This is a genomic window from Geobacter argillaceus (assembly GCF_007830735.1).
Lineage (GTDB): Bacteria > Desulfobacterota > Desulfuromonadia > Geobacterales > DSM-12255 > Geomobilibacter > Geomobilibacter argillaceus.
Map to the genome: position 1 here is coordinate 175,339 of NZ_VLLN01000002.1, position 22,027 is coordinate 197,365.

Sequence of the window (22,027 nt, forward strand, 5' to 3'; positions counted from 1 at the left end):
GGCCCACCTTATTAATGCTGGTTCAGATTCAGCAATCCGTATGCCAAACGTCCCCGCCTTAAATAACCCGCTATATCGCTATTGTCTTAGCACAATTAATGCCAGCCAACCACAACCAGACTATCTACCTATAATCACTACAGCCGCCAAGATGGAGCAACTGAGTCAGTGCGTAAAGGTACGCAGTATGCTCACCACCTACCGCCAAATCACCAACCCAAAAATTAGCCAACACAAATTTGAGCATTCCAAATAGCGTCTCCCCGGCCGCTTAATGACGGAGCGGGCTACTTCAATTCGAAGCCGGGTATCGGATTTTTCCTGATGAAGTCGTCGGACAGGTACTGGATGACCTGGAACCGCTTATTCATGGAATCCACCACATAGATGACGTCATTGGCGTCAATCGTGATCCCCTGTGGGATGAGAAAGCCGTATGGCACGCTGCGTCCCGTTTCCAGCACGGACCCGCGGGCACCGACGGTGAGCAGATAGTCGCCGGTTGTGCTGAAGACCTCCACCTTGTTCCCTTTGCCGTCAGTCACATAGACATGGTCCTCGGAGTCGACAGCAACGGATTTGATCTGTTGGAACTCACCCGGGTTATCGCCGCGCACCCCGAACTTGCGCAGGAACTTGCCGTCGCCGTCAAAGACCTGAATACGGGCGTTGAACGCATCGGCAATAACGATCTCCCCTTTACTGTTGATGGTAATAGAGGAGGGGCGGTTGAACTGACCGTCCTGATCGCCGGACTTGCCGAAACTGCCGATCAGCTTCCCCTCGGAGGTCAGGAAGTACACCGTATCCCCCCTGGTATCGACACAGAGAAGTCTCTTGCGCTGCCGGTCCCAGGCAAGCGCGCCGCCGCTCTTCATGGTGTTGGCGTAGGCGATTTCGCGGACCGGCCGTTCGGCGCCGTCAAAAACGGCTATCATTTTCCGGTCCACATCCAGCACGTAGAGGTTGCCGCTGTCGTCCAAGGCGATGTTGGTAGGCCGTACAAAAAGTCGTTGCCCTTTCTCTTCACCCAGCAAACGGACATTCTGTTTTTTAAGATCGAAAATCACTACTCCCGGAAGGGATGTGTCGGTGATGAATACCCGCCCATCCGGGGCAGCCTTGATGTCGAGCGGACTATCAAGGGCAATGCCGACCTCCTCGCCGACAACATTGGCAAGGAAACTGCTCAGGCCGCCTTTTTTCTGAAAGGCGCTGTCATCCATATAGGCGTTCAGCCATTCAAAGCGGGGCCGCTCCGGGAGACGGGGGAAGAAGTATCTTCGTTGCTGCACCTGCTGGGTTGTGGTTGCGCATCCGCCCAGCGTGCCGGCCAGTACGACTGCGACCGCACCATACAGCATCAACCTGAAAAGTATGTTTCTCATGGCGTTCACTCCTTTTCGTATCTCGCGCTTCTATGCTAACGGCTTCATCGTACATTGGTCGGTTATTTGCGGTGGCAGAACTGACACAGCATCATCCGGTCGTCGGTATTGCTCTGGAAATAGTAGCGGACATCAGCTCCATGGGGGTTATGGCACGACGCACAGGAAAGCGTCTTCCCCTTCCGGTTCGGATTGAGGTCCTGACGCTCACCCAACGGGTGTCCGCTAGCCCCCCCCAGCGACATGGTGTTGACATGGGGCGTTCTGCCGATCTCTTCGTGACAGGAGAGGCAGAGCTGGTTGATCGGCTGCCGAAGCTGGGCCGGGTTCGGGCTTCCATGGGGATCGTGGCAGACCTCGCAGTAGCCTGCAGCAACCGGGCCGTGCAGATATTTCCATTTTTTGAGTTTAGCCGCCATATCCATGTGGCATTCTCCGCACAGGAGCGCATCCCGCTTGGTGGCTGCGTAACGGGGTTGCCCCTGCAGCGAGTGGCAATACACGCAGGAAAAGGAGCCGACAGGGCCGTGAACCTGTTTCTGGTCCATCATGCGGCGATGGCAGGTGAAGCAGGGATTGTTCCGATCCGGACCGGCAGTTGCCTGGGCAGCTGTCGGCCGCATGTTGTGGCACGGCGTACAGAGGGCGTCCTGCTCGGGCAGGTGGAGAATGCTGTGCACATATTCGGCCGGAATCGGCAAGGGAACGTCTTTTGGCGTATAGAAAATCTCGGCGGTAGCGGTTTCGAGCAGGCGGTCGCCGGCCAGCAGGTCAATCCGCAGCGTATTCTTTCCTTTGTCCCACAGCGGCTGAAGGATCAGGAAATCCCGGAAAAGCCTCTGGTACTCCGAGCTGCCTACGTTCAGAGGCTCGCTGGTAATGCCGTTCACCGTCACTTTGACATGGGTAGCATCCAGGGTATTGAACTTGATGACCAGATGATCGGCCCGGTCCACCCACCCCTTGTCCCTGGGATAGATGAGGGACACCGTTGAGTGGGCTACTCCGGCCTGCAGCATCAACAATACGGCACATGTCAGTATGCGAACTATCCGCCCCATGGATTCCTTCTGTTACCCCAGATTCGATAGCTATTCGTTCATAACCGGCGAAAGACGGTCGTACATTCTGGTCTTGTGGCAGCCAACCATACAGGTCCCACCGGCCACCCCCCTGGTATAGGAAAGGGGAATTTCCCATCGGCCATACCCGGTAATCCTCCGCTTGAGGAGAGATGGCTGGGAGGAGGCATGGGGATCATGACAGACTTTGCACGAGCGACCATGGTCGGGCAGGTTGACATGCGCTGCATGGAGGTTCAGGTCGCCATTGCGAAAAGCGGTCCGGCTGAGGGTGCGCTCCTCCTGGGCCAGTAAAGGGGTATGACAGCCATAGCAGAGGGCATACTGGTCGTCTCTGTACGGAAGATACATTCCCTCCGCGTAATGACGGACCAACAACCCTTTTTCGGCGGAAGCATGCGGCGTGTGACACCCCATGCAGTCGCCTTCGGCAACCGGCTGGTGGACTGATTCGCCCTCGGCGATGGACTTCCTGTGACAGTTGAAGCAGAGAGAAGCGCCCCGTTCCTTCAGCAGGCGACGGTTGGAAGAGTGGTGAGGTTCGTGACAGCCCAGACAGTCACCCGCGGCAACCGGGGCATGGACAACCTTGCCGGTGATCGCGGCGTGATGACAGGTGACGCACAATTCCGTTACCGGCGATTTGAGTAATTTTTTGAAGCGGGAGCGGTGGACCTCATGACAGGCTCCGCATTCTCCGGCAGCAACGGGATTATGCACGCTCCTGCCGGCGAGGAAGGTGCTGTGGCAGGTTTTACAAAGCTTTGTTCCGCCTTCGACCAACTGCACCGAAGCGGTCATCTGAGGGTGCCGCCTGCCCGGCACCAGGGCGTGACACCCCAGGCATTCACCAGCCGTCGCCGAGGGGTGCACCGAAACTCCGGAAACCTTGTCCGGATGACAACTCCTGCAGACAGGCTCTTCAGCTGCCCCGACTGAGGGCACCAACACAAGGATCAGTGCAACCACTAAAAGCAGCTGTAGCGCAGAGACGCCAAGGCGCAAAGACAACCTGCTCGTTCCGATGGCCGGACGGTGCATCCAGTCGGTTAATCCGCCTTGCATCTGATCTTCTGTGCGTCTCTGCGTCTCTGCGTCATTAATCTGCCGTATGATGTGCGACACTGCAAATGTACCACTCTCCCGATCCGTTTTCGCTCTGCTGCTCCCGGCTATCTCCCGCCGCCGTAGCTATGCAGACCGGAGAGGAACAGGTTGACCCCCAGGTAACAGAAGATCGTGGCGGCAAACCCGATGATCGAAAGCCAGGCGGCACGCTTGCCGACCCAACCGCGGGTGATCCGGGCATGGAGAAACGCTGCGTAGATGAACCAGACGATCAGGGACCAGGTCTCCTTGGGGTCCCAGCTCCAGTACGTACCCCAGGCGTAATTTGCCCAGGCAGCACCGGTAACTATTCCCAGGGTGAGCAGCGGGAACCCGATCATGATCGAACGGTAGTTCAGGTCATCGAGAATTCGCGTCGAGGGGAACATGGCGATAATGCCGCCGGCCGACGGATTCGCGGCCTCGGTCTCCTGGCCGGCCTTGATCAGGTACATGATGGAGATGCCGCAGGCCACGGCAAAAGCGGCATAGCCGAGGAAGCAGGTGATGACATGATAGAGGAGCCAGTTGCTCTGCAGCGCCGGCACCAGCGGCTCAATGCCGCTGTTGAGCCCGAGCTGCGCCCAGGTCATGCCGAAAAGCGCGAACGGCACGACAAAAGCGCCCACCACCCGGTATTTGTACTTCATCTCGATGACGCCGTAGATCAGGATGATGGTCCAGGAAAAGAACACTACCGATTCGTACAGGTTGGAGAGCGGGGCATGACCGTGCCCCAGGTCGTAGGACTCTTTCCAGCGCAGCAGGATGGCCGCCGTCTGGATGAGCCAGCCGGCGTAGGCGACGAGGCTTCCCGCCAATCCCACCCCCTTGCTCTTCGTGGCGAGAAAGGCGAAAAAGACCAGCATGGAGACCATGTAACAAATGGTCGTAATGTTAAAAAGCATGGAACTGGACATCCGTATTTCCTCCCGGTGTTGAGGGTCTGAAGTATGCGCTACAGCTGCTTGATTCTGCCGACAAGGGCCTCGAATTTCCCCTGAAAGGCTGCCGGGTTCTTGCTGGCGCTCCCGCCGAGGACCACGCGCCCGCCGTCAATCCTCACCCAGTAGCGATCGTGGGACATGAAGAAGGCCATACCGATGCCGGCAACCATAAGTGCACAGCCGAGCCAGACGATCCAAACCCCCGGGTCCTTGGCCACCTGCAGACCGGTGTAGAGTTTAACGTCACCCCCTTCATAGGCAATGAGCTGGCTTCCGCCCCGCTGCTGCTCGACCTCGGGATGATCGCGGAACACGATAAACGTTTCCGGCTGCTTACCCGGCAGCGTAACCTCTACCTTGGCGGCGGGGCCGGAATACTGGGGCATGAATTGGGTGACATTCTGGGTTGCCTCGACAACGACCAGGTACCCCCCGCCCGGCAGGGAAATCCGCTCCCCGGTCCGCCCCATGATTTTCACCGCCGGCCCGCCGCTCCGCGACTGTACCGAAAGGTGATGGAGCGCCCCCTCCTCGGCCTGGCCGTAGCTGGACTGGTAGAAGGTGATCCCTTTGTAGGAGAGCGGGTCGTTCACGATAACCGGAATATTGACATACCCCGGAACCGGCTTCCCGTTTTCCAGGATGGTCAGCACGCTCTTGAACTCCCTGGGTGCCCCGGTGTTGTAGTACGAGACGGTAAACTTCTCGCAACGGACCGCAAAGCCGAGCGGGACCGGTTTTTCGGTGCGGGTGTACACGGTATCGGCGGCAACTCCTTCCGGAATCTGGACAAAGGCCTTGTAGCCGAAGAAGGAGCCGATGAGCGCCCCGACGAAGATGAAGATGATACTCAGGTGGGTAACATAGACACCAAGGCGGCAGTAGGGATTTTTCTGGGCAAAGAGATACAGCACCCCATCCCGTTCTGTGAGCACCGGTTGCGAGGCCTGGCCCCGCAAGGCAGCCTTCAGCTTTTCAGCGATCCCCTTTGCATCACCCTGCATCTTGAATTCATGGGTGTTGGCCAGTGAGCGCTCAAAGTTCTCGTCCATGATCAGCGTCGGTTCGGAAATGATCTTCCAGACCCGGGGCAGCCGCTTGATGGAGCAGGCGATCAGGTTGACGGTGAACAGGTAGAGCAGGAGGATATACCACCAGGAGTGGTACATGTCGAAGAAACCGAGGGTTTGATAGACTCTCAGCTTGGTTTCGCTGATGGTCTGCAGGTACTCGGGAGGGATGTTTCCCTGTGGAATTATCGTACCGATGATGGAGGTGATCGCCAGCGAGATGAGCAGGGATATCGCCAGCTTCAGGGAACAGAAAAAGTCCCAGAGAGATTGAAGGAAGCCTTTCTTGCCGGTGGTCAATGCCGTCTCCTTACCATAAAGTTAATGAGGCCCCTGCCTCGACACAAGCAGCGATTATATAAGAAATTGATCCGAAAAAGAAATCAGATTTTTGTGGCACAAAAAAAGGGATAACTTTCGTTACCCCCTTTTCGTGCAACCGTTATTATGATCAGACGATTACTTCTTGTGGCACTCGCCGCACTTGGTCGGGCCCTTCTTCCCTTCTTCATGGCACCCCTTGCAGGTCTTGTGAGCAAAGTCCTTGCCGAACCCTTCGATCTTGCCGGGACCCTTTTCGTGGCACTTCTTGCAGTCCTTGAGCAGTTCCTGGTGCTTTTTGTGCGGGAAGGAAACATTGCCATTCTTGGCCGGGAGGCTGATGACGTCGGCAGCCATGGCGTTGACGGCGAAGGCGAGGGTCAGGGCGAGTGCGGTTACCATTTTCTTCATAATTGTGTTACCTCCTTGCAGATGACTTGAATGATTAAAGCGTGCAAAATTTATACATGGTGCTGGTGTTTGTCAAGAAAAAAACCTTAAAATATCGCTAAATCAAGACATTAAGATTCGTCACGGGTACTTTTGCAACCGAACCTGCAGTTCGCTGTCCCTGGCCTCCACCTCGGCAGCCATCCGCTGCCGGTATGCATCCAGCTTCTCCAGCAGAGCGGGGTCTGCAATGGACAGCATCTGCACGGCAAGAATTCCGGCGTTCTTTGCGCCGGCCTTGCCGATGGTCATGGTTGCCACCGGAATGCCGCCCGGCATCTGCACCATGGCGTAGAGGGCATCGACGCCGTTCAGCGCCCCGCCGCCGATCGGCACACCGATGATCGGCAGCACGGTTTCCGCCGCCACCACACCGGCCAGGTGGGCGGCCATGCCGGCACCGGCGATGATCACCTTGATCCCCTGTCCAGCCGCCCCCGCGGCCAGGGCAGCCGTCTTGCGGGGCGAACGGTGGGCCGAGGAAACATGCATGGCGTAGCCGACACCGAATTCGGTCAGCACCTTGGCCGCCTCCTCCATGACCGGCAGGTCGGAGTCGCTTCCCATCAGAATAAGTACTTGTGCATTGTTCATCCAGATTACCTCGTGAATATATTCTGTGAGACGTAAGACGCTGGATGTAAAACGTGAAAGTCCGTTACGTCCAACGTCTTGGGAGCGGCCTTGCGGCTGGCGATAGTTACGAACGCCCCAGGGCCTTTTTACCGATATCCCCGCGAAAGTGGACCCCGTCCCAGCTGATGGCCGCCACCCCCTGGTAGGCCCGATCGATTGCCCCCTGTACCGTGTCGCCCAGGGCAGTCACCCCCAGCACCCGGCCGCCATTGGTGACGAAGTTCCCATCACGCTCCGCGGTTCCCGCATGGAAGACAAAGAGGTCGGAAATCTCCGCAGCCGCATCGAGCCCCGTGATCGTGTCCCCTTTCCGGTAGTCGCCGGGATATCCCGGCGCGGCCATGACCACGCAGACCGCCGCCTTGTCGTGCCACTCGATGGAGACACCGGAGAGATCGCCATCGGCAATCGCCAGCAGGACCGGAACAATGTCCGATTTCATCCGCATCAGGAGCGGCTGGCACTCGGGGTCGCCGAAGCGGGCATTGAATTCAAGGGTCTTGACCGAGCCGCCGTCGATCATGAGGCCGGCATAGAGGACCCCCCGGTACGGCCGCCCCTCGGCCGCCATGCCGTCGACGGTGCGCCGCATCACCTCGACCATGGCCTTCTCGTGAATGGCCGGCGTCACCACCGGCGCCGGTGAGTAGGCTCCCATCCCCCCGGTGTTGGGACCACGGTCCCCATCGAACACCGCCTTGTGATCCTGGGCACTGGCCAGGGGGATGATGTTCCTGCCGTCGGTGAAGGCGAGGAACGAGGCCTCCTCGCCCCGCAGAAACTCTTCGATCACCACCCGCGAGCCCGCATCGCCAAAGGCATTGCCGGAAAGCATTTCCCGCACCGCGGCAACGGCCTCGTCCCGGGTCTGAGCCACCACCACCCCCTTGCCGGCAGCCAGGCCGTCGGCCTTGACCACGATGGGTGCTCCCAGCCTGTCGATGAAGGCAATGGCCGGCTCCACCTCGGTGAAGACCTCATAGGCGGCGGTCGGCACATTGTATTTGTGCATGATCTCCTTGGCAAAGGCCTTGCTGGCCTCGATCCGGGCCGCGTTACGCCGGGCTCCGAAAACCTTCAGACCGTACTCCTCAAAGAGGTCGACCAGCCCCAGGGAAAGGGGGAGTTCGGGGCCGACCACGGTCAGACCGATCCCCTCCTGCCTGGCAAAGGAGAGCAGCCCCGGCAGGTCATCCACCGCAATGGGGACATTCTCGGCGATCCGGCCGATCCCAGGATTGCCGGGGGCGCAAAAAACCTTGTCCACCAACGGAGACTGGGCGATCTTCCAGACCAGGGCGTGCTCACGCCCGCCGCTGCCTATTACGAGTACTTTCATCGGTATCCCCCGTCTCCTGTTTTCTTAATCATCAGTGCCTGAAATGCCGCATGCCGGTGAACACCATGGCCATCCCGTGCTCGTCGGCGGCGGCGATCACCTCGCTGTCCCGCATGCTGCCGCCCGGCTGGATGACGGCGGTGATGCCGGCGCCAGCCGCATTGTCGATGCCGTCGCGGAACGGGAAAAAGGCATCGGAGGCCATGACCGCCCCCTTGACCTCCAGGCCGGCGTGCTCGGCCTTGATGGCGGCGATACGGGCCGAGTTGACCCGGCTCATCTGGCCGGCACCGACGCCGACGGTTGTCCGGTCCTTGCCGTAGACGATGGCGTTGGACTTGACGAACTTGGCCACCCGCCAGGTGAACAGGAGGTCCTGCAGCTCTTTTTCGGTCGGCGCCCTCCTGGTCACCACCTTCAGCTCGCCGGTGAGGGAGAGGTCGGCTTCCTGCACCAAAAGGCCGCCGCAGACCCGTTTGAGGTCGATACGCGATGCCGGCTTGGCCGACCACATGCCACACTCCAGGAGCCGGACGTTCTTCTTGGCCGCCACCACCTCGATGGCCCCCGGCAGCACCTTCGGCGCAATGATGACCTCGACGAACTGCCGGTCGACGATCGCCTTGGCCGTTGCCTCGTCCAGGTCGCAGTTGAAGGCGATGATGCCGCCAAAGGCGGATTCGGTGTCGGTCGCATAGGCCCGTTCGTAGGCCTCCAGCACGGAGGCACCAAGGGCCACGCCACACGGGTTGGCATGCTTGACGATGACGCAGGCCGAACCTTCGCCGAACTGTTTCACGCACTCCAGGGCCGCATCGGTGTCGGCGATGTTGTTGTAGGAGAGCTCCTTCCCCTGCAGCTGGCGGGCCGTGGCCACCGACGCCTCGCCGGCCTGTCGCTCAACATAGAAGGCGGCCGACTGGTGGGGGTTTTCACCGTAGCGCATCCCTTGCGCCTTTTGGTACTGCAGGGTCAGGGTGGCGGGATAGGGATCGACCCCCTCGCCCAGGCGGCTCCCCAGCCAGTTGGAGATGGCACCGTCATAAGCGGCGGTGTGCTGGTAGACCTTCACTGCCAACTGAAAATTGATGGCCTTGCTGACCGTGCCGCCGTTGTCCGCCATCTCGGTCAGGACCCGCCGGTAATCGGCCGGATCGACCACCACGGTCACATCGGCGTTGTTCTTGGCGGCCGAACGGAGCATGGTCGGTCCGCCGATGTCGATGTTCTCGATGGCATCCTCCATGGAGCAGTCGGGCTTGGCCACGGTTGCCTCGAACGGGTAGAGGTTGACCACCACCATATCGATCGGCTCGATGCCATGGGCTTGCATGGTGGCCACATGTTCCGGATTGCTCCGCATCCCCAGAAGACCGCCGTGGACCTTGGGGTGGAGGGTCTTGACCCGGCCGTCCAGCATCTCGGGGAACCCGGTGAACTCGGAGACGTCCTTGACGGTCAGCCCCGCCTCACGCAGGAGCTTGGCGGTACCGCCGGTGGAGAGGATCTCAACGCCGTAGCGGGCCAGCTCCTTGGAAAACTCGATGATGCCCGTCTTGTCCGACACGCTGATCAGGGCTCGGGAGATCTTTGCCATCGTTCTCATGCTCCTTTTATCTGGTAGATAGATTCTTGCGAAATGTGAACTGATGAAATGAGGTCCACGAAATAGTTTTGGTTACAACGTCTGGCGTTTATTCAAACTGGTTCGAGCCGGGGAAAGTTCATCTCGGCGAGAAAGCGCCGCTCAAATACCGGGTTCCCGGAAAGGGGGATGATTGTCAATGAAGCGGCAAGTTGTTCGACAGCTGCACAAGACGCAGAACGGAGGGTTTCCTCAACACCGGCAAGGGCACCCTCCGTCACGAATCGGGCCACTTGTACCATGTTTTCCGTGAAAATTCCAACGCTTTTTAGCCCAACCGGGTTGAGGGAAACGCCGAACGAGCCGGTCAGAACCACCTCCGCGAGGTCTGCGGCCTCTATCCCCGCCCGGTCCAGCAAAACATCGATACCGGCCCGAATGGCAGCCTTTGCCAATTGCACCTGCCGGATGTCCCCCTGGGAGAGGTAGACCATGGATGCGGCGTCCCGGTAGACGACAAAGGCGGACTCTCCCCCCAGTTCCACGATCCGGTTCGCCAGGTTGGTCCGCACCTCGGCCGGCAACAGGAGCTGCCCCGTTACATCCACCACCCGTTCGGTCAGGAGAAGCATCATGGTGTCCAATACACCGGAACCGCAGAGACCACGGGGAGTGCCGTCCCCTATCGTCTCCCAAACCAGGCGTGAGCCGGCCATTCTGACCGAGCGGATCGCCCCGTCGAGGGCCGCCATGCCACAGGCAAGGTTGCCTCCCTCAAAGGCCGGCCCGGCCGCCGCGGAGGTGGCATAGAGCCGCCCGCCCGCAAGCAGGGCTATTTCGCCGTTGGTGCCCAGGTCTAAGAAAAGCCGTGACTGGTGACTGGTGACTGGTGACTGGTCCTCACGACGGCCTCCTTCACCCGCGTCGGTCCTCGCTCCTCGTACACCGAGGCCGTGGAGAAAGGCCACCAGATCGCCTCCGACGAAACCGCCCGGCGACGGGAAGACGTACAACGGGACGTCCAGGCCCCAGCCGAGCGACCGGGCGGGAACCCGGTGGCTTGAGGTCACCCGCGGGCGGTAGGGGGGAAAGGCGAGACTCTCCACCGGCAGATCCAGGAGAAGATGGGACATGGTGGGGTTGGCGGCAATCACCACCTGCGTCACGGCCGTTGCCGGCAGCCCGCTACGGGAGAGCAGTTCCTCGATCAGCCGTTCCAGCTCGGCGTTGACCAGGCGGGAAAGGGTCCGGCGCTCGGCCTCGCCCCGGCAGGCATACTCCAGGCGGCTGATGACGTCGGAACCATAGGGGCGCTGGGGGTTCATGCCCCCCTCTCTGGCCAGAATCTCGCCGGAAACCGTATCGAGAAGGGAGGCGGCAATGGTGGTGGTGCCCAGGTCAACGGCAACGGCCAGAGAACGGGATGCGTCAGGCGAGCTCAATGGCGGCCTCCCCCAGGGGCACGACCTCCCCTATAGCGACGGCGAAGAGACCCTCGTCCCGGGCAACGGCCAGGAAACGGTCGGCATCGGCCGGGGCCAGGGCGATCAGCAGGCCGCCCGAGGTCTGGGGGTCGTAGAGGGGGAGCAGACGGTCGGCTCGACCATCGCCGGCAACGAACCTGGCGTAGTGGTCCCGGTTGCGGTAGCAGCCGGCCGGCACCATGCCGTCGGCCACCAGGGCCGGCAAACCGGTCATGAGCGGCACCTGGTCGATTGCCAGCCGGATCGTCACCCCGCCGCCGGTCGCCATTTCAAAGGCATGGCCGATGAGCCCGAAGCCGGTCACGTCCGTGGCCGCATGGGCCCCACATGCCGCCATCAGCTCCGCGGCCCGGCGATTCAGGGTGGTCATCCAGCGGATAGCCTCGGCCTCGGTATCCGCGTCGACCATCTCCGCCTTGATCGCCGTGGCAATGATGCCGGTCCCCAGCGGTTTGGTGAGGATCAGCCGGTCACCGGGCAGCGGGGTGGAGTTGCGGACGATCCGACCCGGATCGATCAGACCGGTCACGGCCAGGCCGTACTTGAGCTCGTCGTCCTCCACCGTATGCCCCCCCACCAGGCAAACCCCGGCCTCCCGGAGCATTTCGGCCCCGCCGGCCAGGATCTCCCGCAGGACCGTACCGGGCAGACTGCAGGCCGGGAAGAAGACCAGATTCATGGCCGTCACCGGCCGTCCCCCCATGGCATAGACATCGGAAACCGCGTTGGCCGCAACGATCCGGCCAAAGGTGTGCGGGTCGTCCACAAGCGGCGTGATGACATCCACGGTCTCCACCAGGGCGCAGTTCTCCGTCAACCGGTAGACCCCGGCGTCATCGGCCGTTTCCGGGCCGACCAGCAGATCGGGGTCGCCGGACCGGCCGATTCCCAGCAAAGCATCTTCCAGGCCCGCCGGGCCCAGTTTTGCCGCTCAACCGGCCGCTTTCACCATGGCAGTGAGTTTTATCTTCTTGCTGGTCATTTGAAACCTCAGTGTCTTGTGTCTTACGGCTTATAAATTCTCGGCACCCGCTTGCTGATGCCGCAGAATATCTCGTAGGGGATGGTGCCGGCCCAGGCACCCAGCTCCTCTGCCCTGACGACGTTACCGGCGCCGTCCTCCCCCATGAGGACCACCTCGTCCCCCACGGCCACGCCGGGGATCTCCGTCACGTCCAGCATGATCCAATCCATGCACACCGTGCCGGCCACCCGGGCCCGCTGCCCCCGGACCAACGCCTCGCCCCGGTTGGTGAGGGCGCGGGGGTAGCCGTCCGCGTACCCCACCGGCACGCTGGCGATCAGGGTCCGGCCCGGTGCCCGATACCTTCGGGCGTAGCTGATGCAGGTTCCCTCATCCACCCATTTGAGCAGGGCGATCCGGCTCTTCAGGCTCATGACCGGCTTCAGGTCGAGTCGGCCGGCAAAGTCCGTGGACGGCACGGAACCGTAGAGGGCAATCCCGGGCCTGACCAGGGTGCAGTCGGGAAGAGACCTGCTGAACAGGCCGGCGCTGTTGGCGATATGGACGAAGGGGGGTGAAAACCCGGCCGCACTGGCCGCCTCCAGTGCCTGAAAGAACAACCCGGCCTGCTGCTCGGTGTAGCGGTCGCCGTCCGCGTCCAGTTCATCGGCAGAAGCGAAGTGGGACACGATCCCTTCCAGCTCCAGGTTGGGAAGATCCCGCAGGGCGGCAAAGAACTGGGCCGTCTCACCCGGCGATATGCCGAGCCGCCCCATCCCCGTATCCACCTTGACGTGCACCCTGGCTTTGCGGTAGAGCCGGCGGGCCACCCCGTCCAGGGTTTCGGCCTGCTCCAGGGAAAAGAGGGTGGTGGAGAGGTTGAAGCCGACGCACTTCTTCTCCTGGCCGGGGTAGATCCCCCCCAGCACCAGGATCGGCCGGTCGATGCCGCTTTTTCGCAGCTGAATTCCCTCGGCCAGAAAGGCGACACCAAAGGCGGTCACCCCCAGGCGCTCCAGTTCCTGGGCAATGTCCATGAAACCATGGCCATAGGCATCGGCCTTCACCACCGCCAGGATGCCGCATCCTGCTGGCACCGCCTGCCGGACTTGGGCAAAGTTGCCGCGCAAGGCCGCCAGATCGATCTCGGCGTAGGTGGGACGGCTGTCACTGAGAAAATCGTTGATCATTGCTATATCCAAGAAGAGAGCGAATGGCGTTCGTACACGGACGATTTTTTCTACCACCACCGCCTTCCGCTGTAAAGGCAAATTCCCGAAAAGCCGTTGACTTTACACTGCGATTCCAGTAGGGTACCCTCACAATCGATGCCAGCTGGGGGAGTTCGCAAGAACTGAGATGGAGCCACGGCCCCAAACCCTTTGAACCTGATCCGGTTAATCCCGGCGTAGGGAAGCGGCCAGAAAACCTCTACCGTTCGTCTATTTCTGGAAGCCGCGACCCGCAATCGCGGCTTTTTTTGTGCCATCTAATGAATACACCAGCAGACGCCATACGGGGACTTTACCTCATCACCGACCACGGTGACAACCTGGTCGCACGGGTCGAAGCGGCAGTTCGCGGCGGTGTGCGGGTAGTGCAGTTCCGCTCCAAGACCCACGCCCCGGAGGAACGGCTCACTCTCGGCAGCGCCCTGGCCCGCCTCTGCCGCGAGCAGGGGATTCCGTTCATCGTCAACGACGACCTGGAACTGGCCTGCCGGTTGGATGCGGACGGCGTCCACCTCGGCCAGGACGACGGCGACCCGCGGGCTGCCCGCGCACGGCTGGGTGCCGGCAAGATCATCGGGGTCTCCACCCACAATCGGGACGAAGCCCTGGCGGCCGAAGCGGCCGGCGCCGACTATATCGGCCTGGGGGCCATGTACCCATCGGGCAGCAAGGATATCGAGCATCTGGCCGGACCGGCGGCCGTGGCCGTTGTGAAGGCGTGCGTCACCATCCCGGTGGTGGCCATCGGCGGTATTACCCGTGACAATGCCGCGCCAATCATCGATGGCGGTGCCGACAGCCTGGCGGTGATCTCGGCCGTCCTGGGAAGCGCCGACCCGGCCCTGGCCGCGGCCGAACTGGCGCTGCTCTTCAACCGCCGGCAGCCGTTCCCCAAAGGGAGCGTGCTGACCGTGGCCGGGAGCGATTCCGGCGGCGGGGCCGGCATCCAGGCCGACCTGAAGACCATCACCCTGCTCGGCTCCTACGGTGCATCGGTCATCACCGCCCTCACCGCCCAGAACACCCGGGGGGTCACGGCCATCCACGGCGCACCTGCCGCCTTTGTGGCCGGGCAGTTGACAACGGTACTCAGCGACATCCCGGTGGACGTGGTCAAGACCGGCATGCTCTTCTCCTCCGAGATCATCGCCACGGTTGCCAGGCAACTTGCCGCCTTCCACAAACGGTTGGTGGTAGTCGACCCGGTGATGATCGCCAAGGGGGGGGCAAGTCTGATCGATACTGACGCCGTGACGACCCTGAAGCGGGAACTGCTCCCCCTCACCTACCTCCTCACCCCCAACATCCCCGAGGCAGAGGCATTGACCGGGCTGGCCATCGGGGATGAGACGGGAATGGAGGCGGCCGGCCGGGCGATTGGCGGCATGGGGGTCGCAAATGTCCTGATCAAGGGGGGCCACCTGGCCGGTGCCGAGGCGACGGACCTCCTTTTTGACGGACAAGAGTTCAAACGCTTCACGTCCCCGCGCCTGGCCTCGACCAACACCCACGGCACCGGCTGTACTCTGGCCTCGGCCATCGCCACCTTCCTGGCACGGGGAGAGCCGCTCCCCATGGCAATCGCCAGGGCCAAGGAGTTCATCACCGCGGCCATCCGCCTGGCCCGCCCGCTGGGAAGCGGTCATGGGCCGGTGAACCATTTTGAAGCAGCACGGGAAGCAAACCTCGGGAGATGCTAGACGCTGGATGTAAGACGTAAAGGCTTTTACACCTCGCGTCTCACGTCTCGCGTTTCACTGATTCAAGACAAGGAGTATCACATGGCAACCACGCAATTGGAATACGCCCGCAAGGGGATCATCACCGACAAGATGACGCAGGCCGCTCTTGCCGAGGGGGTTACCCCGGAGTTCATCCGCGACGGCATCGCCGGCGGCAGCATCATCATCTGCCACAACGTGAAGCATGCCAACGGCGTCCCCCTGGCAGTGGGGACCGGTCTGCGCACCAAGGTGAACGCCAACATCGGCACCTCGGCCGATGACCTTGATATCGCCAAGGAGCTGGAAAAGGCCCGCGTTGCCGTGAAGCACGGCGCCGACGCCATCATGGACCTCTCCACCGGCGGCCCGGTGGACGAGATCCGGCGGGCCATCATCGCCGAGACCAACGCCTGCATCGGCAGCGTCCCCCTCTACCAGGCAGCCCTGGATGCGGTCCGGACCAAGAAGAAGGCCATCGTCGATATGACCGTGGACGATATCTTTGCCGGCATCATCAAGCATGCCGAAGACGGGGTCGACTTCATCACCGTCCACTGCGGGGTGACCCGCAGCACGGTGGAGCGGATGAAGAACGAAGGGCGGCTGATGGATGTGGTCTCCCGCGGCGGCGCCTTCACCGTGGAGTGGATGGCCTACAACAACAAGGAAAACCCGCTGTTCGAGCACTTCGACCGGCTCCTGGAGATCGTCAAGGAGTACGACATGACCCTTTCCCTTGGTGACGGTTTTCGGCCCGGCTGCCTGGCCGATGCCACCGACCGGGCCCAGATCCACGAGCTGATCCTCCTCGGCGAGCTGACCCAACGGGCCGTGGCAGCAGACGTGCAGGTGATGATCGAGGGTCCCGGACATGTCCCCCTGCACCAGATCCAGGCCAACATCCTCCTCCAGAAGCGGCTCTGCCACGGCGCCCCGTTCTATGTGCTGGGACCTCTGGTCACCGACATCGCTCCCGGCTACGACCATATCACCTGCGCCATCGGCGGGGCCATTGCAGCGGCGGCCGGCGCCGACTTCCTCTGCTACGTGACCCCCAGCGAGCACCTGAAGCTCCCCAGCGTGCAGGACGTGCGTGACGGGGTCATCGCCTCCCGCATTGCGGCCCATGCCGCCGATATCGCCAAAGGTGTGAAGGGAGCCATGGCCAAGGATATCGCCATGGCCAAATGCCGGAAAAAGCTCGACTGGGAAGGGCAGTTCAACCTGGCCCTCGACCCGGACAAGGCGAGGCAGCTGCGCGCCGAATCGGGCGTTGCCGACCACGGCGCCTGCACCATGTGCGGCGAGTTCTGTGCCTACAAGGTCATGGACGACGCCATGGAGCGCCAGCGGGTGAACGGCTGAAGGACGAATTTGTCAGATTGCGTCCCGTAGGACCCAAGGGCCTAAAGGACAGAATGCCCGTAGCCCGGCGATTTATCGCCGGGTTTTCGTGAATGGCTCATGATTTTCGTCACGTACGTGACTGAAGGGACGGTAATCCATTACCGGGGGATGAATCCCCCGGCTACATGCATTCTGTCCCGATGGGACGTACGCGAATGAGACAAAGCGGATTAGCAGCTTCATCGCGTAATGCATTGTTTTTTTGTCACGTTACGGCATACGTCAGACATAGACGATCGCCACCCCCCAGGCCGCCACCACGGTGCCAGCGCCGGCCAGCACCAGCAAAGCGTTGACCAAAGGGCCGGGCCGGCCATACCTATTGATCAGAAATTCACCCCCCAACCCGAAACCGATCCCGAACAGAAACCCGAAGAAGTGCGCACCCAGATCGGTCTGCGTCCCTTCCGTCCCGAGCAGACCGAGGAGCGCCAGGGCGGCAGCCGCCGGCAGGGTCCACCGTTTCGACGGAAACTGCCGGTAGCGGACCACGCTGATGGCGGCCAGGCTCCCGACTGCGGCGAACACGGCAGTCGAGGCCCCGACCGAGACATGATCCGGCTGCTGCACCAGGGTGTTGGCCGCGTTGCCGAGGATTCCCGAGCAAAGGAGCAGGCACCAGGCAACTCCCGACCCCAACTCGCGGCAGAGGCAGACGATGAAGAACCCGCCGATGGTAAGGTTACTGAAGAGGTGCAGCCAGTTGGCGTGCAGGGTGAGGGCCGTGACGGCCCGCCACCACTCGCCGTCCAGCATCCTGGCGGCATCGGCGCTGCCGATGGCGTACCAGTCGACGTAACGGTAACCGAACCGGCTGGCATCCAGCTGAGTGATATTGTGGAAGGTTGCCAGGAGCAGCAGGACCGACAGGGTCACCAGGGTGTTGTTGTACTGGACGGGCGTGACCGGGGCAGGAGGTGGCCAGTTGCGGTTCCGCTCCTCGTACTGGCGTAGTTCGCCGAGGGCCAGCGGGTACGCTTCAAGCGGCACCAGCAACTGCCAGCCGGTTCCACAGGGGGCGGACCGGTAGGGGACAGTGCGGGCCTGAAGCACCAGTGTCCAGAGCTGCAGCTGCCGTTCGGAAAGGATGGTCCCCCCGTCCTCGCCCAGATCCGCGGGTATCGCCCGCCATCCGTCCTCGCCTGTTCCGGGGTCACCGGTCACCGTCTCCATGACGGATACTATAATGACTGCTTCGTGCATTTACCATGGCACGGGCAAAAAAAGAGCCAATTAGGGCAAATCCCCCCTCGTCCCCCTTTCTTAAAGGGGGGGAACTGCCCGCTACCTGAACTGCATCGCCTTGACCTCCAGGAACTCTTCCAGCCCGTACCGTCCCAGTTCCCGGCCGTTTCCGGACTGCTTATAGCCGCCGAACGGGGCGAGCGGGTTGAAGGAGCCGCCATTGATATCAACCTGGCCGGCCCGGAGTTGCCGGGCCACCCCTTCTGCCCTGGCAGCGCTGCCGGACCAGACGGCACCCGCCAGGCCATAGACGGTAGCGTTGGCGATCCGGATCGCGTCCGCCTCGTCCCGATAGGTCATGATGGACAGGACCGGGCCGAAGATCTCCTCGCGGGCGATGGTCATTCCCGGCACGACCCGGCCGAAGACGGTCGGTTGGACAAAATACCCCTTTGTCAGTCCTGCCGGCGGTTCCAGGCCGCCCAGGAGGAGTTCCGCCCCTTCCGCGATCCCGCTCCGGATGTACCCCAGCACCCGCTCCCGCTGGGCCGCTGAAACCAACGGACCGAGCTTGGTCTGCTCATGCAGGGGATCGCCGGGAGTGTAGGCGGCTGCGGCCTCTGTAGCCAGGGCCGCTGCCTCGGCATAGAGAGACTCCGGCACCAGGAGCCGCGTGTGGGCGGTACAGGTCTGCCCGGAATTGAGGAAGCAGGCCCCGACCGTACCCTTGATCGCGGCTGCCAGGTCGGCATCATCGAGCACGATGGCAGCCGATTTACCCCCCAGTTCCAGAGCAACCCGCTTGACCGTTTCCGCAGCCAGCGCGGCAACGCGTTGACCGGCCCGGACGGAGCCGGTGAAGGAAACCAGGTCCACCTCCGGATGACGGGCCAGCGGTTCGCCAACGGCTTCGCCGGTGCCGCTCACCAGGTTGAAGACCCCGGCAGGCAGGCAGGCCTCCTGGATGATGTCGGCCAGGATGAACGCCGAAAGCGGTGCGACCTCGCTCGGCTTCAGGACCACACTGCACCCCGCCGCCAGCGCCGGAGCGACCTTGGCTACCACTTGGTGGAGCGGATAGTTCCACGGCGTGATGCAGGCCGCCACCCCGGCAGGCTCCCGCACCACCAGTGAATTACCGATCCGCTCCTCGAAGCGGTACTCGGCCAAGAGCTTCACGTAGCTTTCCAGGACAACGGCCGGCAACCCCGCCTGAATGCGGCGGGAAAGCTTGAGCGGCATCCCCACTTCGTCGGTTATGGTCCGGGCGATCTCATCCTGGCGCGCAATAAGCCCCTGAAGTATCTTCCCGAGCACGGCTGCCCGCTCCGCTACCGGCGTTCGCGCCCAGCCGGCGAAAGCGGCGCGGGCGGCAGTCACGGCCCGGTCAACCTCCCTGCTCCCGGCAGCGGGAACCCGGCCGATCACGGTTTCACTGGCAGGATTTACCACCTCGATCTGCTGCACGGACCCGGGAGTTTCCCAGATGCCGTTGATGTACAGTGTGGAACGGTTCTGCATTGCGTCGCCCTCCTCGAAATGGTTTCTTGCCCAGCAAGCCTTAAACAATATAACATAGGGTATGAAAAATTTCAGAATACGGCGCGATGACGACTTGCACAAAGCGACCATCCCCATTGTACCGCAAAAAGATCAGATGACTTTATTGTTCTAAACTGGTACTGTAATACCATTAATCACCTGGGACTCAAAAAAGGTACGATCCGAAAGCATGAAAGGAGTGGCTACCCATGCGACTCATTGATTCATTTGGACGGAAAATCAACTATCTGCGGCTCTCCGTTACCGATCGCTGCAACCTGCGCTGCAGTTACTGCATGCCCCATGAAGGAATCCACAAACGCCCTCACGCCGAAGTGCTGAATTACGAGGAGTTGTTCACCATCGCCCGGGCCAGCGTGGAGATCGGCATCGAAAAAATCCGGATTACCGGCGGTGAACCGCTGGTCAGAAGGGATATCATCCCGTTTCTCTCCCGCCTGGCAGCAATTCCCGGTCTCAAGCAACTGGTCCTCACCACCAATGGCGTTCTGCTGGACGAGATGGCAGTTCCGCTCCGCGATGCCGGGGTCCAGCGCCTGAACATAAGCCTCGACTCCTTTCGGCCCGAGATATTCTCGCGCATCACCCGTCGCGGAGACCTTGCCCGCGTGCTGACCGGCATCAAGGCCGCCGAGGCGGCGGGATTCCCGATCAAACTCAATGCCGTGGTGATGCGGGGGATCAACGACGACGAACTGCTCGATTTTGCAGCCCTGACCCTTGAACGCCCGGTCAAGGTCCGCTTCATCGAATACATGCCGACCATCAAGGAACCGGGCTGGCAGAAGCTGGTCGTCCCAGGGGAGGAGATCATCAGCCGGGTGAGCGCCCGCTACCCGCTGAGCCAGCTCGCACAGGGAGAGCTCTCCGGGCCGGCCCGTGAATTCAGTATCGATGGGGCAAAAGGAACCGTCGGCATCATTACCCCGCTCTCCAGCCATTTCTGCGGCGAATGCAACCGGATCAGGGTCACGTCGGCCGGAATGGCCAGGAGCTGTCTCTTCAGCGACAGCGAAACCGACCTGAAACCGTATCTGGCCGACAGCGATCCGACCCGGCTGACCGAGGCGCTACGGTCCATCGTCGGCGCGAAGCCGGGGAGCCATCGCCTTTCCCTGGACGAGAGCGATCACAGTGCCTTTACCATGGCCGCCATCGGCGGCTGATTCATCACGCACAATCAGGAGATGTTACCTATGTCAGCAAGAGTAGTCGCCGTTTGTATCAGCGAGAATAAGGGTGAGAGAAAGAAACCGATTGCCGTGGGCACGTTGCTGGTAGAGCATGGACTGGAAGGTGACGGTCACGCGGGCGACTGGCACCGCCAGGTCAGCCTGCTCGCCCAGGAGAGCATCAATACCATGCGGGCCAAGGGACTCGACGTCACCACCGGTGATTTTGCCGAAAACCTCACCACCGAAGGGATCGACCTCCCCTCGCTGCCGATCGGCACCCGCCTGGCAGTTGGGGAAGAAGCGATCCTCGAAGTGACCCAGATCGGCAAGGAGTGCCACACCAGGTGCGCCATCTATTATCAGGCCGGCGACTGCGTCATGCCCCGGGAAGGGATCTTTGCCAGGGTCATCAAGGGCGGAACCGTGACTGCCGGCTCGCCGATCCGCCGCCTCGACCCGTAGAGTGCCCGACAAATCACCAGCAGAGATATCTACTGTGCCCCCGCCGGGCAGAGGATGATGAAATGTCCGATATCCACACCTTTCTGAAAGAGCACGCCAGCGGCGACCTGGTCGCCTGGTCCGCACAACAGGAGGCGGCCGAGCGGTTCAACCTGACCCTGGCGCAGATTGAGGCCGCAATCCTGGAGTCGGGGCTGCTGCCGGCCCGCTACCAGCGCAACCGGCAGACGGTCTCAACCGCCGGCCAGTTGCAGCTGTTTCGCAGCCGGGTGGCAGTGATCGGCTGTGGCGGCCTGGGCGGCTATGTCATCGAGGAGTTGGCCAGGCTGGGAGTAGGCCAGATCGTGGCCATCGATCCGGACCGGTTCGAGGAGCACAACCTGAACCGGCAGCTCCTCTCCAGCCCGGCCGCACTGGGTGAAGCCAAGGTAACGGCCGCAGCCCGGCGCGTCGGCGAGATCAATCCCGCTGTCCAGCTGACCCCCGTGGAAAAGGCATTCGCGGCCGACAACGGCCGGGAGCTGTTGGCCGGCGCCAGGGTTGTCGTCGATGCCCTGGACAGTATCGCGGTCCGTCTGGAACTGGCCGACACCTGTTCCGCCATGGGCATCCCCCTGGTGCATGGCGCGATCGGCGGCTGGTACGGCCACCTGGCCACCCAGCTCCCGGGGGACGACACGCTGCGCCAGATCTACCGCTCCTGGAGCAGCGGCAAGGGGATCGAGCAGCAGTACGGCAACCCCTCGTTCACCCCGGCGGTAGTGGCAAGCCTGCAGGTGGCCGAGGTCTGCAAACTGCTGTTGGGCCAGGGAGAACTCCTGACCGGCCGTCAACTGACAATCGACCTGTTGACGATGGAAATTCACGAAATCCAGCTCAGGAAGGCAGATCGTTCCCCGGCATAGC

At 61.8% G+C, this 22,027-nt stretch carries 19 protein-coding genes and 1 riboswitch; of the genes, 5 read left to right on the forward strand and 14 right to left on the reverse strand.

The window, feature by feature from the left end; genetic code table 11:
• Positions 1 to 287 precede the first annotated feature (287 nt).
• The 12 genes from JN12_RS02345 to alr all read right to left on the reverse strand — a co-directional run bounded on the left by JN12_RS02345 (position 288) and on the right by alr (position 13,563).
• Positions 288 to 1,388, reverse strand: coding sequence for a 6-bladed beta-propeller (locus JN12_RS02345; RefSeq protein ID WP_145017699.1), 1,101 nt, complete (start codon positions 1,386 to 1,388; stop codon positions 288 to 290).
• A gap of 62 nt (positions 1,389 to 1,450) precedes the next feature.
• Entirely contained in the window at positions 1,451 to 2,449 is a 999-nt protein-coding gene (locus JN12_RS02350) for a cytochrome c3 family protein (protein WP_145017701.1), read from the reverse strand.
• Between the two features lie 30 nt (positions 2,450 to 2,479).
• Positions 2,480 to 3,343, reverse strand: coding sequence for a cytochrome c3 family protein (locus tag JN12_RS02355; protein ID WP_170241820.1), 864 nt, complete (start codon positions 3,341 to 3,343; stop codon positions 2,480 to 2,482).
• Between the two features lie 299 nt (positions 3,344 to 3,642).
• Positions 3,643 to 4,497, reverse strand: a complete 855-nt coding sequence (gene ccsB / locus JN12_RS02360; RefSeq protein WP_145017705.1) for a c-type cytochrome biogenesis protein CcsB — start codon at positions 4,495 to 4,497, stop codon at positions 3,643 to 3,645.
• Positions 4,498 to 4,535: 38 nt separating this feature from the next.
• Positions 4,536 to 5,894, reverse strand: a complete 1,359-nt coding sequence (gene resB / locus JN12_RS02365) for a cytochrome c biogenesis protein ResB (RefSeq protein ID WP_145017707.1) — start codon at positions 5,892 to 5,894, stop codon at positions 4,536 to 4,538.
• Between the two features lie 159 nt (positions 5,895 to 6,053).
• Entirely contained in the window at positions 6,054 to 6,326 is a 273-nt protein-coding gene (locus tag JN12_RS02370) for a cytochrome c7 (RefSeq protein ID WP_145017709.1), read from the reverse strand.
• A gap of 120 nt (positions 6,327 to 6,446) precedes the next feature.
• Positions 6,447 to 6,959, reverse strand: a complete 513-nt coding sequence (purE, locus tag JN12_RS02375; protein WP_145017711.1) for a 5-(carboxyamino)imidazole ribonucleotide mutase — start codon at positions 6,957 to 6,959, stop codon at positions 6,447 to 6,449.
• 106 nt (positions 6,960 to 7,065) lie between these two features.
• Positions 7,066 to 8,340, reverse strand: a complete 1,275-nt coding sequence (gene purD / locus JN12_RS02380) for a phosphoribosylamine--glycine ligase (RefSeq protein ID WP_145017713.1) — start codon at positions 8,338 to 8,340, stop codon at positions 7,066 to 7,068.
• Between the two features lie 31 nt (positions 8,341 to 8,371).
• Positions 8,372 to 9,937 (reverse strand): bifunctional phosphoribosylaminoimidazolecarboxamide formyltransferase/IMP cyclohydrolase, encoded by a 1,566-nt coding sequence (gene purH, locus JN12_RS02385; protein WP_145017715.1) that lies wholly within the window; start codon positions 9,935 to 9,937, stop codon positions 8,372 to 8,374.
• A gap of 101 nt (positions 9,938 to 10,038) precedes the next feature.
• The gene (locus JN12_RS02390) at positions 10,039 to 11,367 is read right to left on the reverse strand and encodes an ASKHA domain-containing protein (protein WP_145017717.1); all 1,329 of its coding nucleotides are present in this window, start codon (positions 11,365 to 11,367) and stop codon (positions 10,039 to 10,041) included.
• The gene (gene selD, locus JN12_RS02395; protein ID WP_145017719.1) at positions 11,354 to 12,391 is read right to left on the reverse strand and encodes a selenide, water dikinase SelD; all 1,038 of its coding nucleotides are present in this window, start codon (positions 12,389 to 12,391) and stop codon (positions 11,354 to 11,356) included. The genes JN12_RS02390 and selD overlap by 14 nt, the downstream gene beginning before the upstream one ends.
• A gap of 23 nt (positions 12,392 to 12,414) precedes the next feature.
• Entirely contained in the window at positions 12,415 to 13,563 is a 1,149-nt protein-coding gene (alr, locus tag JN12_RS02400; protein WP_145017721.1) for an alanine racemase, read from the reverse strand.
• Between the two features lie 137 nt (positions 13,564 to 13,700).
• A riboswitch (TPP riboswitch) is annotated at positions 13,701 to 13,805 on the forward strand.
• Between the two features lie 60 nt (positions 13,806 to 13,865).
• Between alr and thiD the strand changes: the two genes are divergently transcribed.
• Complete coding sequence (gene thiD / locus JN12_RS02405) at positions 13,866 to 15,305, forward strand: bifunctional hydroxymethylpyrimidine kinase/phosphomethylpyrimidine kinase (RefSeq protein WP_145017723.1); 1,440 nt, start codon at positions 13,866 to 13,868, stop codon at positions 15,303 to 15,305.
• A gap of 81 nt (positions 15,306 to 15,386) precedes the next feature.
• Positions 15,387 to 16,694: a phosphomethylpyrimidine synthase ThiC gene (gene thiC, locus JN12_RS02410; protein WP_145017724.1), complete on the forward strand. Its 1,308-nt coding sequence runs from the start codon at positions 15,387 to 15,389 to the stop codon at positions 16,692 to 16,694.
• Positions 16,695 to 16,958: 264 nt separating this feature from the next.
• Here thiC and JN12_RS02415 read toward each other — a convergent pair whose 3' ends face one another.
• Together JN12_RS02415 and JN12_RS02420 are read right to left on the reverse strand one after the other, a co-directional pair.
• Complete coding sequence (locus JN12_RS02415) at positions 16,959 to 17,939, reverse strand: rhomboid family intramembrane serine protease (protein ID WP_246125722.1); 981 nt, start codon at positions 17,937 to 17,939, stop codon at positions 16,959 to 16,961.
• Positions 17,940 to 18,020: 81 nt separating this feature from the next.
• Positions 18,021 to 19,442, reverse strand: a complete 1,422-nt coding sequence (locus tag JN12_RS02420; RefSeq protein ID WP_145017726.1) for an aldehyde dehydrogenase family protein — start codon at positions 19,440 to 19,442, stop codon at positions 18,021 to 18,023.
• Between the two features lie 230 nt (positions 19,443 to 19,672).
• Here JN12_RS02420 and moaA point away from each other — a divergent pair, with 230 nt between their 5' ends.
• The 3 genes from moaA (at position 19,673) to JN12_RS02435 (ending at position 22,026) form a co-directional block, all read left to right on the forward strand.
• Positions 19,673 to 20,650, forward strand: coding sequence for a GTP 3',8-cyclase MoaA (moaA, locus tag JN12_RS02425; protein ID WP_145017728.1), 978 nt, complete (start codon positions 19,673 to 19,675; stop codon positions 20,648 to 20,650).
• A 30-nt stretch (positions 20,651 to 20,680) separates the two neighbouring features.
• The gene (locus tag JN12_RS02430; protein ID WP_145017730.1) at positions 20,681 to 21,121 is read left to right on the forward strand and encodes an MOSC domain-containing protein; all 441 of its coding nucleotides are present in this window, start codon (positions 20,681 to 20,683) and stop codon (positions 21,119 to 21,121) included.
• Between the two features lie 62 nt (positions 21,122 to 21,183).
• Entirely contained in the window at positions 21,184 to 22,026 is an 843-nt protein-coding gene (locus tag JN12_RS02435; RefSeq protein ID WP_145017732.1) for a HesA/MoeB/ThiF family protein, read from the forward strand.
• Position 22,027: the final 1 nt, after the last annotated feature.